Here is a 14,260-nt window from a genome sequence, read left to right as displayed (position 1 = left end):
GCGTGTCGGCCGGTTCGGGGCGACGGTGCGATCCAGTTCACACATCCGCCGATCGCGGTGATCACCATGCGTTGATCGCCGCTGTACGTGGCGCGTTGCAGCGCTTTTGGCGGAGCTCACGAGCACTTCGAATCGGACAACGGTAGGGTCAAAGGCGTGTGCGGAGTCACCGGGGAGGTACGGCTCGACGGGCAGGCGCCCGACGTCGCGGCGGTCTCAGCGATGGCCGCGGTGCTGACACCCCGGGGCCCCGATACGGGTGGCGCCTGGTCGCAGGGCCGCGTCGCGCTCGGCCATCGTCGCCTCAAAATCATTGACCTGACCGAAGCCGGTGCCCAGCCGATGGTCGACTCGGAGCTGGGTCTGTCGCTGGCGTGGAACGGCTGCATCTACAACTACAAGGAGTTGCGGCAGGAGCTCAGCGGGTACGGCTACCGCTTCTTCTCGCACAGCGACACCGAGGTTCTGATCAAGGCCTACCACCGGTGGGGCGACGACTTCGTCAGCCACCTGTTCGGAATGTTTGCCTTCGCCATCGTCGAGCGCGACAGCGGGCGGGTGCTGCTCGGCCGCGACCGGCTCGGCATCAAGCCGCTGTATGTGACCGAGGACAACCACCGCGTCCGGTTCGCGTCCACATTGCCGGCCCTGCTGGCCGGCGGCGGCGTGGACACCCGGATCGACCCGGTCGCCCTGCATCACTACATGAGCTTCCACTCGGTGGTGCCCGCGCCGAACACCATCCTGCGTGGGGTCCGCAAGGTGCCGCCCGCGTCGCTGGTGGCCATCGAGCCCGACGGCAGGCGCACCGTCACCACCTACTGGGCACCGGACTTCACCCGCCACGCGGATCGCGCCGACTGGTCGGAGCGCGACTGGGAAGACGCCGTGCTGTCCACGCTGCGGCTGGCGGTCAAGCGGCGCCTGGTCGCCGACGTGCCGGTCGGTTGCCTGTTGTCGGGGGGCGTGGACTCCAGCTTGATCGTGGGGCTGCTCGCCGAGGCCGGCCAGCACGGACTGTCGACCTTCTCCATCGGCTTCGAGTCGGCGGGCGGCGTCAAGGGCGACGAGTTCCAGTACTCCGACATCGTGGCCCAGCGCTTCGAGACCAACCATCACCAGATCCGCATCGAGACCGACCGGATGCTGCCCGCGCTGGACGGTGCCATCGGCGCGATGAGCGAGCCGATGGTCAGCCACGACTGCGTCGCCTTCTACCTGCTGAGCCAGGAAGTGGCGCGGCATGTGAAGGTCGTGCAGTCCGGCCAGGGCGCCGACGAGGTGTTCGCCGGCTACCACTGGTATCCGCCGATGGGCGAGGCCGCCGCGGCCACCCTGGACGGTGCCGTCGCCCAGTACCGCGGCGCGTTCTTCGACCGCGACGACGCCGGCGTCGATGCGCTGGTCGGATCGGGCATCGTCGCGTCCGGAGATCCCAGCCTGCGATTCGTCACCGAGCATTTCGCGCAGGCCGGCGCCGAAACCGGCATCGACCGCGCACTGCGCCTCGACACCACCGTGATGCTGATCGACGACCCGGTGAAGCGGGTCGACAACATGACGATGGCGTGGGGGCTGGAGGGCCGGGTGCCGTTCCTCGACCACGAGCTGGTCGAGCTGGCGGCGACCTGCCCGCCGGAACTGAAGATCGCGCACGAAGGCAAGGGCGTCCTCAAACAGGCTGCGCGACGGGTGATTCCGTCGGAGGTCATCGACCGCCCCAAGGGCTACTTTCCGGTCCCGGCGCTGACCCACCTCGAGGGCCCGTATCTCGACATGGTTCGCGACGCTCTGTATGCGCCGACTGCCAAGGAGCGCGGCCTGTTCAACACCGACGCGGTCGACGCGTTGCTGGCCAACCCGAACGGCAAACTGACCCCGCTGCGGGGTAACGAGCTCTGGCAGATCGCCCTGCTCGAGCTCTGGTTGCAGCGTCATGGTGTAACGGGCCCGGTTGCATGACCAAGGTCGATCCGTCCGGCGACCACACCGAGGCGATCACGCTCGGTCTGCATGACGCGTCGCCGCCAGAGCTGGTCGACGCGATGGCCAAGGATGTCGAGCTCGAATTGGGTTGGGGCCGGCTGATTTTCGGGCAGACCTTCGCCAATTCCCAGGAACTGGTCGAGGCGCTGCGCCGCGAGGGCCCCGGGCGTCGCGACATCTGCATCTACGCCCGCGAGTCGCACGTGGTGGTCGCCGAGGCGCCCACCGAGCTGTTCATCGACCCCAGCCACACCTACCGGCTGCGCTTCACGCCCAAGACGAAGAACCTGGCGCCGACGCCGCTGGGCGTGACGGTGCGCACGCTCAACGACCCGATCGATGCCGACGCCATGAACCGCGTCTACGTGCGCTGTGGCATGGTCCCGGCCGGCGTCGACGTGATCTGGGACAACCATCAGCACGTGCCGGCGGTGAAGTATCTGCTCGCGGTGCGCGACGAGGACGGGGCCGTGGTCGGCACGGTCACCGGCGTCGACCACGAGTTGCTGTTCAACGACCCGGAAGAGGGGTCGAGCCTGTGGACGCTGGCGGTCGATCCGGCCGCCGGGCTGCCGGGCGTCGGCGGCGCCCTGACCAAGGCGCTGGCCGAGCATTACCGCAGCGCGGGCCGCGCCTACATGGACCTGTCGGTGGCGCACGACAACGCCGCCGCCATCGGCCTCTACGAGAAGCTGGGTTTCCGTCGCGTCCCGGTGCTGGCGATCAAGCGCAAGAATGCGATCAACGAGCCGCTGTTCACCCCGCCCCCGGAGACGATCGACGACCTCAACCCCTACGCCCGGATCATCGCCGACGAAGCGTTGCGCCGCGGGATCTGGGTGGAGGTGCTCGACGCCGAGACCGGCGAGATCCGCCTGACCTACGGCGGCCGCAGCGTCATCACCCGGGAATCGTTGTCCGAGTACACCTCCGCGGTGGCCATGTGCCGCTGCGACGACAAGCGGTTGACGCGGCGCCTGGTCTCCGAGGCGGGCATCACCGTGCCCCGCGCCCGGCTGGCCACGTTCGACGAGAGTGACTTCGCATTCCTCAAGGAGGTCGGCGAGGTCGTCGTCAAACCGACGCGGGGCGAGCAGGGCAAGGGCATCACCGTCGGGGTCCTCCCGGACAACGGGCCCGACGACCTCAGCTCCGCGCTGGCGCGGGCCCGGCAGCAATACCCGGACGTGCTGATCGAGCAGCGGGTGACCGGCGACGACCTGCGACTGGTGGTGATCGACGGCCGCGTCGTCGCCGCCGCGCTGCGGTTGCCCCCGGAGATCATCGGCACGGGGGAGCACAGCGTGCGGGACCTGATCGCGGCCGAGAGCCGGCGCCGCTCGGCGGCCACCGGCGGTGAGTCCCGCATCCCGCTCGACGACCTCACGGAGTCGACGATCGCCGAGGCCGGCTGGAACCTGGACGACGTGCTGCCGCAGGGGACGCGGCTGCGGGTTCGGCGCACCGCCAACCTGCACCAGGGCGGCACCATCCACGACGTCACCGCGCACGTGAACAGCGAACTGTGCCGCGTCGCGGTGACGGCGGCCGAAGCGATCGGCATCCCGGTGACCGGCATCGACCTGCTGGTGCCCGACGTCACCGGCGCCGACTACTCCTTCATCGAAGCCAACGAGCGCCCGGGGCTGGCCAACCACGAGCCTCAGCCCACGGCCGCGGCCTTCATCGACTTCCTCTTTCCCGGCCACCCCGGCCAGCCGCAGGCCTGGACCCCCGAGGAGTCCCGGTCCGATCACCGTGGCTGACGCCGACGGGTGCGGCACCGGTTCGATACCCCGCGCAGCGCTAGCGGCGGGTCTGAGTGGGTAAATCTCTGTCAAACCCGAACGGAGACCGCATGAGTACGAGCGCGCAAACCAAGACCATCTCGACGCATGTGCCCGCGCGGCTGGACCGGCTGCCGTGGTCGCGGTTTCACTGGCGCGTCGTCGTCGGCCTGGGTGGGGTGTGGGTGCTCGACGGGCTCGAGGTCACCATGGTCGGCAACGTCTCGGCCCGGCTCATGGAGCACAACAGCGGCATCTCGCTGGACGCCGCACAGATCGGCATGGCGGCCGCGATCTACATCGCGGGAGCGTGTTCGGGGGCGCTGTTCTTCGGCCACATGACCGACCGCTTCGGCCGGCGCAACCTGTTCATCATCACCCTGGCGATCTATCTGGTGGCCACCGTCGCCACCGCGTTCGCGTTCGCCCCGTGGTATTTCTTCCTGACCCGTTTCTTCACCGGCTCCGGCATCGGCGGCGAATACGCCGCCATCAATTCGGCCATCGACGAGTTGATCCCGGCGCGGGTCCGCGGCCGGGTAGACCTGGTGATCAACGGAACCTATTGGCTGGGCTCGGCCGCCGGTGCTGGCGGCGCCCTGGTCCTGCTGAACACGTCGAACTTCCCGCCCAACGTCGGCTGGCGTCTCGCCTTCGGCATCGGCGCCATCCTCGGCATTTTCGTGCTGCTGGTGCGGCGCAACGTCCCGGAGAGCCCGCGCTGGCTGTTCATTCACGGCCGCGACGAGGAGGCCGAGCGAATCGTAGGCGACATCGAAGAGGCGGTCGAGCAGGAGACCGGCCAACCGCTGCCCGAACCGCAGGGCAAGGCGCTGCGAATCCGCCAGCGCACCGCGATCTCGTTCCGGGAGATCGCCGCCGTGGCGTTCAAGCTGTATCCGCGGCGCGCGATTCTCGGACTGGCGCTGTTCATCGGGCAGGCGTTCCTCTACAACGGCGTCACGTTCAACCTCGGCACGCTGCTCAGCCAGTTCTACGCCGTGCCGTCGGACATGGTGCCGGTGTTCTTTGTGCTGTGGGCCCTGAGCAATTTCGCCGGCCCGCTGGTGCTCGGGCACTTGTTCGACACCGTCGGCCGCAAGCCGATGATCACGCTGACCTACATCGGTTCCGCTGTCGCGGTGGTGGCGCTGGCGATCGTGTTTGTCACCCAGGCCGGCGGCGTCTGGGCCTTCATCGGCGTGCTGATCGTCGCGTTCTTCCTGGCGTCGGCGGGCGCCAGCGCGGCGTACTTGACGGTCAGCGAGATCTTCCCGATGGAGACCAGGGCGCTGGCGATCGCGTTCTTCTACGCGATGGGCACGGCGATCGGCGGCATCACCGGCCCGCTGCTGTTCGGTCAGCTGATCAACTCGGGCATGCGCAGCGAGGTCGTCTGGTCGTTCCTCATCGGGGCGGTCGTGATGGCCGCGGCCGGCCTGGTCGAGCTGTGGCTCGGCATCAACGCCGAGCAGCGCCCGCTCGAAGAGTTGGCGTTGCCGTTGACCGTGGAAGACGCTGAGCGCCAAGAGGATTCGGAGCCGGTAACGGACTAGACCGGGCAGGTCAGCCGTAGGCGTCCCACCACGTGTGCAGGTCTTCCACGGTGGCCGGGTCGCCGGTGACGTCGCTGAGCATGAGCCTCGCGTCGTTGGACCAGATCACGTTCGGGTGGTTGTTGTAGGTGCCGCACGCGATCAGGCCGGCCATGTCGTTGGGGGTCTCGTCGTAGTGCCAGCTGACCGGTGAGCGTCCCTCGCCGGGGCAGTTCACCAGGCTGACGTTGCCGACGTCGTCGCTGAACGCCTTCTTCAGCCGGTCGGGCGTTCCGAACAGCCCGTAGGTGGCCCGGGCCGGGCCGCCCGGCTGGGTGTTCTGTCCGCAGGTCACCATGGCCACCGCGTGCACCCAGATGCTGCCCGACTCGGGGGTGGCCGGCGTGCAGGTGCCCGGCAGGTAGCCCGGCGGGAGCAGGCTGATCAGCCGCGCCTGGTCGCCGCTGGGGACGGCGGTGGACGGCGGCGCGGTCTTGCCCGAGCTCGTCCGGTGCTGCGGCTGGCTGGTCGGTTTGAGCAGCAGCCAGACGCCGACGGCGCAGATCGCGACGGTGACGACGGCCGCGGCGGCCACCGCCGGCCAGCGGGTGCGCCGGCGCCGCGCCGGCGCGGGTGGGCTGATCGGGACCTCGGAGCCGGTGCTGCGCTCCAGGATCGTCGCGGCGCGTTCGCGTTCGGGGCTGGTCAGTGCCTTGTGCGCGGCGTCCGCCAGGGCGCCGGCGGTGGGGTAGCGCTCGCTCGGGTCCTTGGCCATGCCCGCCGCGATCACCGCGTCGAATGCCGGGCTCACGCCGGCGCCGTGTGCGCTGGGTTTGGGGATGGGGTGCATCATGTGCGCGGTGACCAGCAGCCCGGTGCTGTCGGCGCCATACGGCGGCGTCCCGGTCAGGCATTCGTAGAGCACGCACGCCAGCGCGTACACGTCTGCGCGGGACGTCACCTCGTCGCTCGAAAAGCGTTCGGGCGCCATGTATTTCAAGGTGCCCACCGCGGTGCCCAGTTGGGTGAGCTTCTCGTCGGTCTTGGCGCTGGCGACGCCGAAGTCGACCAGATAGGCGAAGTCGTCGCCGGTGATCAGGATGTTCTGCGGTTTGACGTCACGATGCGTCACCCCGGCGGCGTGGGCCGCGTCCAGGGCCGACGCGACCTGATGGATGATGGCCACCGCGCGCGGCGCGGGCAGCGGTCCCTCCCGTTCGAGCAGGCTGTCCAGGTCGACACCCTCGATGAGGCGCATCTCCAAAAACAGCTGGCCGTCGATTTCGCCGTAGTCGTGGATGGGCACCACATGCGGCTCCAGCAGCCGGCCGGTGATGCGGGCTTCGCGCTCCATTCGCTTGCGGAACACCGGATCCTGGCTGAACGAGTGCGACATCAGCTTCAGCGCGACGGTCCACTGCTTGACGGTGTGCTCGGCCTCGTAGACCTCGCCCATCCCGCCGCGGCCGAGCAGCCGCCCCAGGCGGTACGGGCCGAACATCGTCCCCGACCGCGACCCGTGCGCGTCGCCCATCGCCGACTCCAATCAACTCGCCGCAGGAAACGTACAACATCCCCCCGTGCGGCGAGCGCGGCTCGCCCGGCCCGCGGCCCCGGTTGCGCCGCTTGCTATCCGGTGAGTTTCGCCAGCCAGGCCGGATTCTGATAGTTCACCGCGCTAGTGCCGTCCCACACGAAGGGCGTGGAATTGGCGTTGTCCGCCGACAGGGTCGAGTAGCCGTTCGCCGCTTTCGCCTTGGCCGTGCCGATGTCGTCGCCGGACTTGATACAGGTGACGACGGCGGGGTCCGCGCCGACCGTCTTGGCCAATTGCGCGAGCTCGCCATCGGTGCGGTCTTCGGCGGCGCCCTCTTGCGGCTGAAAGTTGCTGGCGAACAAGCCGGAATAGAAGTCGGCGTAGACCTTCGGCTCGTTCTGCGCGGCGACGCAGTAGGTCGCCGCCACCGCTCGCGTGGAGTAGTCCTGGCTGTGCGACTTGTCGTCGAGGAAGTTCAGCAGGTGATAGCGCACGGCGAGCTTCTTGTTGCTCACGGCGGTGTCGATGTCGGTGGCGTTCGACCTGATGAAGCTGCCACACGGCGGGCAGATGGGTTCGTTGAAGATGTCGATCGTGGTCTGGGCCGCCGAACTGCCCACGAACACACCGTCATCGAGGACCCGCAACGCGACGGCATCCGGCGGTGGCGGTGGCGGGGTCGGGGCGGGCCGGGACTTCGAGTCCCAGGGGCGGACGACGCCGAGGATCACCCCGAGGAGCACCACCGTGAGGGTGGCGGCGACACCGACCCAGAGCCAGGGCTTGCGGCTGGCCCGCGGCGGTTGGCCCCAAGGCGGCGTCGGCGCACCACCGGCGGTGGTCCAGACAGGCGGGCCGCCCCACGCGGTGGGCTGCGCGGGCCAGGCGCCGACGGGCGGTTGGTGCGGCGCGGGGACGGGGATGCCCGCAGCGAACCCGCGGGCCGGCTGGCCGGCGAATGCGACCGGTGGCGTTGCCATTTGGCTGCGCTCCAAGATGTCGGTGGCGCGATCCTGGTCGGGTGCGGCCAGCGCGCCGTAGGCGGCCGCCGACAGGTCACCGCAGGTGAGAAAGCGGTCCGCGGGGTCCTTGGCCATGCCGCGGGCGATGACCCCGTCGAAGGCGGCAGGGATGCTGGGTCGGGCCGCGCTCGGACGCGGGATCGGCTGGTGCACGTGCGCGCCCATCACGCTGAGCTGGTCGCCGGTGTAGGGCGGCGAGCCGGTCAGGCATTCGTACAGCACACAGGCGAGCGCGTAGATGTCGGCCTGCGCGGTTATCTCGGAATCGCCGAACCGCTCCGGGGCCATGTATTTGGCGGTGCCCACGGTGGTTCCGAATTGCGTGAGTTTTTCGTCGGAAGTGGCGCTGGCGATGCCGAAATCGACCAGGTAGGCGAAGTCGTCGGCGCTCACCAGAATGTTTTCCGGCTTCACGTCCCGATGCAGAATCCCGGCGGTGTGAGCGGCGTCGAGCGCCGAACCGATCTGGCGGATAATCGCTATCGCCCGCGGCGGGGAGATCGGCCCGTAGCGCTTCAGCATGGTGGCCAGGTCTTTGCCGTCGATCAGCCGCATGTCCACGTACAGCTGGCCGTCGATCTCGCCGAAGTCGTGGATCGGCACGACGTGCGGTTCGTGCAGCCGTCCGGCGGTGCGGGCCTCGCGCTGCATCCGCGAACGGAACACCGGGTCGTTGGACAGGGTGCGCGACATCAGCTTCAGGGCCACGATGCGCTCGCGGACCGTGTCCTCGGCCTCGTAGACGTCGCCCATGCCGCCGCGACCGACCAACCGCCGCAGCCGATACGGCCCGAATTGCGTACCCTCCCGCGAATCCGCGGTCGTGTCACCCATCGAACACTCCTCACCCGCCTGCCGTGCGCCGCAAACCGGCCGCCGGCGCCGGCACCGGGCCGGCGACCGCGCCGAATCCGCGTATGCGGTGGCATGCAGGCATAAGGCTAAGGTTTTCGCGACCGCGGGGCACGGCGAATAGCGAAAGCCAGCTAATTCAACGGTGCGGAATTAACGGTGGTCGTCGTCACCGGTGGCGCGTTCGGTGAGCCCCTCTCGGGACAGCGCCCGGACGAATCCGTACGCCTGCATCCCGGCCGGTCCGGGATTGTCGAAGATCCATTCGTTGATTTTCTCCAGCGCGTTGGCCAGGTCGTCGCGCTTGACCCGCACCAGGTAGGTCTTTCGGTCGTCGTCGGGATCCTCGATGGAGTCTGCGACCGCGACGGGGTTCTTGAACGCGTAGGCGATCCCGTGCACCGCATCGTGGTTCAGCGCCCATTGAATTTCACTGGGGCGCAGTCGGTTCACCGCCAGATTACGGTAGTCATGGTCGTGCTCTGAACTGCTCACCTGGCCGGTGATCCTATTCTTGATCGGGTTTCAAACCGGGCATTTTCATCATAGGAAGAGGCGCCGTTGGCTGCATGTCGAGCGCCTTCCCGCGCCCGCATTCCGGGCGAGCGCGGCCGGGGTCAGCGGCGATATTTCAAATACAGATAGCCGTCGCAGACCAACGCGTGCTCGAGTTGCATGGTGACCGGGGTGGTCAGCCGCGCCGGGTGTGTCCGGTAACCCAACGGCTGGCTCGCCGCCAGCTTCGGGGCGAGGGTCACGCAGATCTCGGTGACGGCATCGGCTTCCACCAGCTCGTCGAGCAGCGTCGGTCCGCCCTCGCAGAGGATGCGGTGCATGCCCAGCTCACGCAGCATCGCGACCGCGCGCGCGACGTCCACCGAGTCCTCCCCGGCGACCATGACGTGTTGCCGGTCGCTGTCGGGGTCCTGGCGTGCCGCGGTTCGCGCGCAGGTCACCAGGATCGGGGGCTGATCCGGATTGCTGAACAGCCGGGGCGGTAGTTCACCGCTGCGGCTCACCACGGCGATCGGGGGCGGTTCGGCCCGCCCTTCGTGATGGCGTCGGGCGCGCGCCGCATCGCTCAGCTTTACCGGGCCATAGTTTTCGGCACGGGCGGTGCCGGCGCCGACGAGCACGACGTCGGCGAGGCCGCGCAGGATGTTCAACAGCCGCTGATCGGTGGGGCAGGACAGCGGACCGGCGCGACCGCCGAACGCGGCGGCGCCGTCGGCGCTGAAGATCATGTTGGCGCGCACGCCATCCGGGGGGTCGGCGTAGAACGGCGCGAGTTCGATGATGCTGGGGACGGCACTGATCCGGGGCGACTCGCTCACGCGCTAGGCCTCATGGCCGGGTTCCAGCTCGCGAACGTCGCCGAAGGACACCCAGGTTTCCAGTTCCCTTGGCGGACTGCCGCCCACCGGCGCCAGCAGGTGCCCGACGTGGTCGCCCAGCGAGAAACGTTCCAGGATCTCGCCGACGAACCACGCGGCGGCGTCGTCGAGGATGGGCAGCCCTTCGGGGCCGGGATGCCAGGAACATCGGTCGAACTTGTCGACCTTGTCGCTGGTCTGGCTGCCGAAGAGCTCGACCACGTCCAGGTGGTCGTGGTCGAACACGTGCACGGCCAGGTGGGAAGCGTCGTGGGCGATGCGGAAGGTGTGGTTGCGCTGGGACAGGCCGACCAGGAACCGGGGCGGATGGATGCTGGTCTGGCTGGCGAAACCCACCAGGCAGCCGGCCGGGGTGCCGTCGGCCTGCGTGGTGACGACGAACATCGGATAGTTCAGCAGCGCCACCAGCTTGTCGAATGCTTCGGTTTCCGGGTCGGACATCCGCTCAGTCTTCCCCGTCCGGCGCTCGGGGAATCGCTTCGCCGCGAATTGCCCGGTGGCGGGGTGCGACCGGCCCCGGCGAAGTTCGCCGAAGTCAGCTGCGATTCCGGTTGCGCCGCAACCTCATCGGGGCAACGAAGCGCCGAATCAGGTAGGCGGCGACGCCGACGCCCAGCACCACCACACCGGAAAGCACGGACCACAAGGGCATCGCGAACGCCAGCACCACGCAGCCGAGCAGCCCGATCACCGGAATGGCGCGGTGTGGGCGCCCCTCATCGGGGCCGAGGGTGAACGCGGCGGCGTTGGCGACGGCGTAGTAGATCAGCACGGCGAATGATGAAAACCCGATGGCGTCCCGAAGGTCGGTGGTGGCGGCCAGTATCGCGACGACGACACCGATCAGCAGCTCCGCGCGGTGGGGCACTCCGAACCGTGGGTGCACGGCGGCCAGGGCGTGGGGAAGATGGCGGTCGCGCGCCATGGCCAACGTGGTGCGCGAGACCCCGAGAATCAGCGCGAGCAGGGAGCCGACCGCCGCCACCACCGCCCCGATCTGGACGCCGGGAACCAGCCAGCCGTTCCCCGCGGCGCGGGCCGTTTCGACGAGCGGGGCGGCGGTCTTGGCGAGTCGTCCCGGTCCCAGCACACCCAGCGCGGCCACCGCCACCAGCGCGTAGACGGCCAGGGCGATCGTGAGCGCCAGCGGTATCGCCCGTGGGATGGTGCGCGACGGGTCGCGCACCTCCTCGCCCAGCGTCGCGATGCGCGCGTAGCCCGCGAAGGCGAAGAACAGCAGGCCGGCGGCCTGCACCACCCCGCCCAGGGTTGCGCCGCTCAAGCGGAGATGCTCGGAACCGGCCGCCCCGGAAGTGAACGCGGCGACGATCACGGCGGCCAGCACCGCCAGCACCACCGCGACGATGATGCGGGTCAGCCAGGCCGCCTTCCGCACTCCGGCGTAATTGACCGCCGTCAGCGCCACCACCGTCGCGACGGCCGCCGCGTGCGCCTGCGCCGGCCATGCATAGACGCCCACAGTCAGGGCCATCGCCGCGCACGACGCGGTCTTGCCGGCGACGAAGCCCCACCCGGCCAGGTATCCCCAGAAGTCTCCCAACCGTTTTCGGCCATAGACGTAGGTGCCGCCCGACGCGGGGTAGCGCGCCGCCAGCCGCGCAGAGGAGGTGGCGTTGCAGTAGGCCACCACCGCGGCCAACGCCAGGCCCAGCAGCAGGCCCGAGCCGGCGGCGCGCGCGGCCGGCCCCAGCGCCGCGAAAATGCCGGCGCCGAGCATCGACCCCAGCCCGATCACCACCGCGTCGAAAACGCCGAGGCTGCGGCGCAATTCGCCGTCGGCCCGCGGGGTGCTCATCGGGGTGCTTCCGGACACGCGGTTCCTCGAAGTCGGAGTAATGGTCACGCCTGTATCGCCTCGCGCAGCGCCTAACCTATCAAATTGATTTGATGTATCGTGCGGAACTATGGCGGCGGCCCAACGAGCGGACGTTCCAGTGCTGATGCAGATGGCGGCGCACCCACTGCGGTGGGCGCTGCTGACCGAACTGGCAGCCGGGGACCACCGGGTGCGGGAATTGGCTGCCGCCGTCGGCGAGCCGCAGAACCTGGTCTCGTATCACTTGCGGCTGTTGCGTTCGGCCGGACTCGTCGATGCGCGACGCAGTAGCTTTGATGGCCGCGACACCTATTACTGGTTGAACCTGACCAAGTGCGCCAAGGTATTTCGTGACGCCGCCGCGGCTTTGCATCCGGCGCTGGCGGCCGGGCTCCCCATCGAGCCGGCACCGCGGTCGGTGTTGTTCTTGTGCACCGGCAATAGCGCGCGCTCTCCCATGGCCGCGGCGCTGCTGGAGAAGCGCGGCCAGGGCCGCATTCGGACGGCAAGCGCGGGCAGTCATCCGAAATCCCAGCTCCATGCCAACGCCATCCGGGTCATGCGCGAGGAATACGACATCGACCTCAGCGGCACCCGGCCCCAATCCCTGGCCGCGGTTTCCCGGCGACGCTTCGACTGCGTCATCACGCTGTGCGACAAGGTGCGCGAATACGCCCGCGACCACGACCTGGCCACCACGATGCATTGGAGCCTGCCCGACCCGTCGGCCGCCGGCGCCGGATACCCGCAATTTCGGCGCGTGGCAGGCGAATTGAGCCGGCGCGTCGACTTCTTCGTGCCCCACTTCAGCGCCCCTACGGTCGGGCGCTGACGATGGCGCTCAACCGGCGTCAGTTCGGCAAGTGGGCCGGCGTCGCGCTGGCGGCCGCCGCGGGAAGCGCCGGTGCCGCGTGTTCGCACCCCTCGCCCGGCGGTCCGCCCGGTGGCAAAGCCGATTACACGCTGCGGATCGGCTCCGGGAAGGCCGAGCTGGCCCCGGACCGGATCGTGTCGACCCTGACCTATAACGGTCAATTTCCCGGTCCGCTGCTGCGGTTCAAGGAGGGGCGGCGCACCTGGGTCGATGTCTTCAACGACACCGATTCCCCCGAGCAGTTGCATTGGCATGGACAGCACGTCGGCGTTGACGTCGACGGCGCCGCCGAAGAGGGCACCCCCGACATACCCGCGCATGGCATGCGCAGGATTTCCTTTGTCCCCGGTCCGGCGGGCTTGCGCTTCTATCACACCCACGTCGTCCCACGCGCCGATCTGTCGCGCGGACAGTACAGCGGCTTGGTGGGCCCGGTCTACATCGAGCCCGCGCACGACGCCGGCGCATACGATCAGGAAATCTTCTTGACGCTCAAGGAGTTTGAGCCCGCCTTCAGTCGCGGGGGCGACATGGCCAGTGACTTTCTGGCCGGTGAACAGGATCAGGATCTCAAGGAGAGAGGCGAGTCGGCGATGGCCGCCTCGCTGGGTCGTGGCGAGTCACCGGGCAACGAGGTCGGGTACGGGGCATTCGCGATCAACGGGCGCATGCTTGGCCACGGCGATCCCATCCGCGTGCAAGCCGGTCAGCGGGTGCTGTTCCACGTGCTCAACGGCAGCGCCACCGAGACACGCAGTTTGGCCCTGCCCGGGCACACCTTCGGCATCGTCGCGCTGGACGGCAACCCGGTGCCCACGCGGGCCGCCGTGCCGGTGTTGTGGCTTGGGGCGGGCGAACGGATCTCGGCCATTGTCAGCATGACCAATCCGGGTGTCTGGGTGCTGGGCGATCTGTCCGACGACGACCGCGGTCACGGAATGGGTGCGGTCGTCGAATATGCCGGGCGCACCGGGGCTCCGCAATGGGCAGCGCCCCCGCCCTTCTCGTGGGATTACCGGCTGTTCGGCACACCCCAGCGGGCGGACGCTCAACCGCCCGACCGCACCATCGACATGTTGATCGAAAAACGCAACGCCGCCGACAACGGTTTCAATGCCTGGACGATCAACGGTGTGCCCTTTGCGATGGACACGAACAAGCCCGTGCTGGACATCGAGCGCGGCAAGCGTTACCGGCTGCGGTTCCGCAACGCCAGCGATGACCTGCACCCCATGCACTTGCACCGGCACACGTTCGAAATCACCCGGTTCGCCGGAACACCGACCGCCGGCGTCCGCAAGGACGTCGCCATGCTCGGCGGCTACCAGAGCATGGAGATCGATTTCGTCGCCGATCAATCCGGCCTTTCGCTGCTGCATTGCCATCAACAAATCCACATGGATTACGGGCTGATGCTGCTGCTCAACTGCACCTGA

At 68.7% G+C, this 14,260-nt stretch carries 11 protein-coding genes; 5 read left to right on the top strand and 6 right to left on the bottom strand.

The window, feature by feature from the left end; translation table 11 throughout:
- The first annotated feature begins 156 nt into the window (after positions 1-156).
- The 3 genes from A5732_RS13240 to A5732_RS13230 all read left to right on the top strand — a co-directional run bounded on the left by A5732_RS13240 (position 157) and on the right by A5732_RS13230 (position 5,329).
- Positions 157-1,962 carry an N-acetylglutaminylglutamine amidotransferase gene (locus A5732_RS13240; protein WP_076053890.1) on the top strand — a complete coding sequence of 602 codons (1,806 nt, stop codon included), beginning with the start codon at positions 157-159 and terminating at the stop codon, positions 1,960-1,962.
- Positions 1,959-3,752, top strand: coding sequence for an N-acetylglutaminylglutamine synthetase (gene ngg, locus A5732_RS13235; protein WP_076053892.1), 1,794 nt, complete (start codon positions 1,959-1,961; stop codon positions 3,750-3,752). The genes A5732_RS13240 and ngg overlap by 4 nt, the downstream gene beginning before the upstream one ends.
- A gap of 92 nt (positions 3,753-3,844) precedes the next feature.
- Positions 3,845-5,329 carry an MFS transporter gene (locus A5732_RS13230; RefSeq protein WP_076102419.1) on the top strand — a complete coding sequence of 495 codons (1,485 nt, stop codon included), beginning with the start codon at positions 3,845-3,847 and terminating at the stop codon, positions 5,327-5,329.
- Positions 5,330-5,339: 10 nt separating this feature from the next.
- On the opposite strand, the gene A5732_RS13225 is transcribed toward A5732_RS13230, so the two are convergent.
- The 6 genes from A5732_RS13225 to A5732_RS13200 form a co-directional block, all read right to left on the bottom strand.
- Entirely contained in the window at positions 5,340-6,842 is a 1,503-nt protein-coding gene (locus A5732_RS13225; RefSeq protein WP_076102418.1) for a serine/threonine-protein kinase, read from the bottom strand.
- A 95-nt stretch (positions 6,843-6,937) separates the two neighbouring features.
- Positions 6,938-8,701 carry a serine/threonine protein kinase PknE gene (locus A5732_RS13220; protein WP_076102417.1) on the bottom strand — a complete coding sequence of 588 codons (1,764 nt, stop codon included), beginning with the start codon at positions 8,699-8,701 and terminating at the stop codon, positions 6,938-6,940.
- A 171-nt stretch (positions 8,702-8,872) separates the two neighbouring features.
- The gene (locus A5732_RS13215; protein WP_064953303.1) at positions 8,873-9,214 is read right to left on the bottom strand and encodes a hypothetical protein; all 342 of its coding nucleotides are present in this window, start codon (positions 9,212-9,214) and stop codon (positions 8,873-8,875) included.
- Positions 9,215-9,336: 122 nt separating this feature from the next.
- The gene (locus tag A5732_RS13210) at positions 9,337-10,053 is read right to left on the bottom strand and encodes a pyrimidine reductase family protein (protein ID WP_076053604.1); all 717 of its coding nucleotides are present in this window, start codon (positions 10,051-10,053) and stop codon (positions 9,337-9,339) included.
- A 3-nt stretch (positions 10,054-10,056) separates the two neighbouring features.
- On the bottom strand, positions 10,057-10,554 hold the full coding sequence (locus A5732_RS13205; protein ID WP_076053601.1) for a flavin reductase family protein: 498 nt from the start codon (positions 10,552-10,554) through the stop codon (positions 10,057-10,059).
- Positions 10,555-10,648: 94 nt separating this feature from the next.
- A complete protein-coding gene (locus tag A5732_RS13200) occupies positions 10,649-11,929 on the bottom strand; it encodes an APC family permease (protein WP_076053599.1) in 1,281 nt (426 codons plus the stop codon).
- 109 nt (positions 11,930-12,038) lie between these two features.
- Between A5732_RS13200 and A5732_RS27745 the strand changes: the two genes are divergently transcribed.
- Positions 12,039-12,782 (top strand): ArsR family transcriptional regulator, encoded by a 744-nt coding sequence (locus A5732_RS27745; RefSeq protein WP_076102416.1) that lies wholly within the window; start codon positions 12,039-12,041, stop codon positions 12,780-12,782.
- Positions 12,783-12,784: 2 nt separating this feature from the next.
- Positions 12,785-14,260 (top strand): multicopper oxidase family protein, encoded by a 1,476-nt coding sequence (locus A5732_RS13190; RefSeq protein WP_253189057.1) that lies wholly within the window; start codon positions 12,785-12,787, stop codon positions 14,258-14,260.

Origin of the sequence: Mycobacterium colombiense (assembly GCF_001953985.1) — a bacterium.
Classification (GTDB): Bacteria; Actinomycetota; Actinomycetes; order Mycobacteriales; family Mycobacteriaceae; genus Mycobacterium; species Mycobacterium colombiense_B.
Note: the sequence above shows the minus strand (reverse complement) of the source record. Positions and strands in the feature narration are given on the sequence as shown.

Excerpts from the sequence above, each read along its gene's own strand:
- ngg (WP_076053892.1), top strand. The coding sequence starts at position 1,959 with ATGACCAAGGTCGATCCGTCCGGCGACCACACCGAGGCGATCACGCTC.
- A5732_RS13230 (WP_076102419.1), top strand. The coding sequence starts at position 3,845 with ATGAGTACGAGCGCGCAAACCAAGACCATCTCGACGCATGTGCCCGCG.
- A5732_RS13225 (WP_076102418.1), bottom strand. The coding sequence starts at position 6,842 with ATGGGCGACGCGCACGGGTCGCGGTCGGGGACGATGTTCGGCCCGTAC.
- A5732_RS13220 (WP_076102417.1), bottom strand. The coding sequence starts at position 8,701 with ATGGGTGACACGACCGCGGATTCGCGGGAGGGTACGCAATTCGGGCCG.
- A5732_RS13205 (WP_076053601.1), bottom strand. The coding sequence starts at position 10,554 with ATGTCCGACCCGGAAACCGAAGCATTCGACAAGCTGGTGGCGCTGCTG.
- A5732_RS13200 (WP_076053599.1), bottom strand. The coding sequence starts at position 11,929 with ATGAGCACCCCGCGGGCCGACGGCGAATTGCGCCGCAGCCTCGGCGTT.
- A5732_RS27745 (WP_076102416.1), top strand. The coding sequence starts at position 12,039 with ATGGCGGCGGCCCAACGAGCGGACGTTCCAGTGCTGATGCAGATGGCG.
- A5732_RS13190 (WP_253189057.1), top strand. The coding sequence starts at position 12,785 with ATGGCGCTCAACCGGCGTCAGTTCGGCAAGTGGGCCGGCGTCGCGCTG.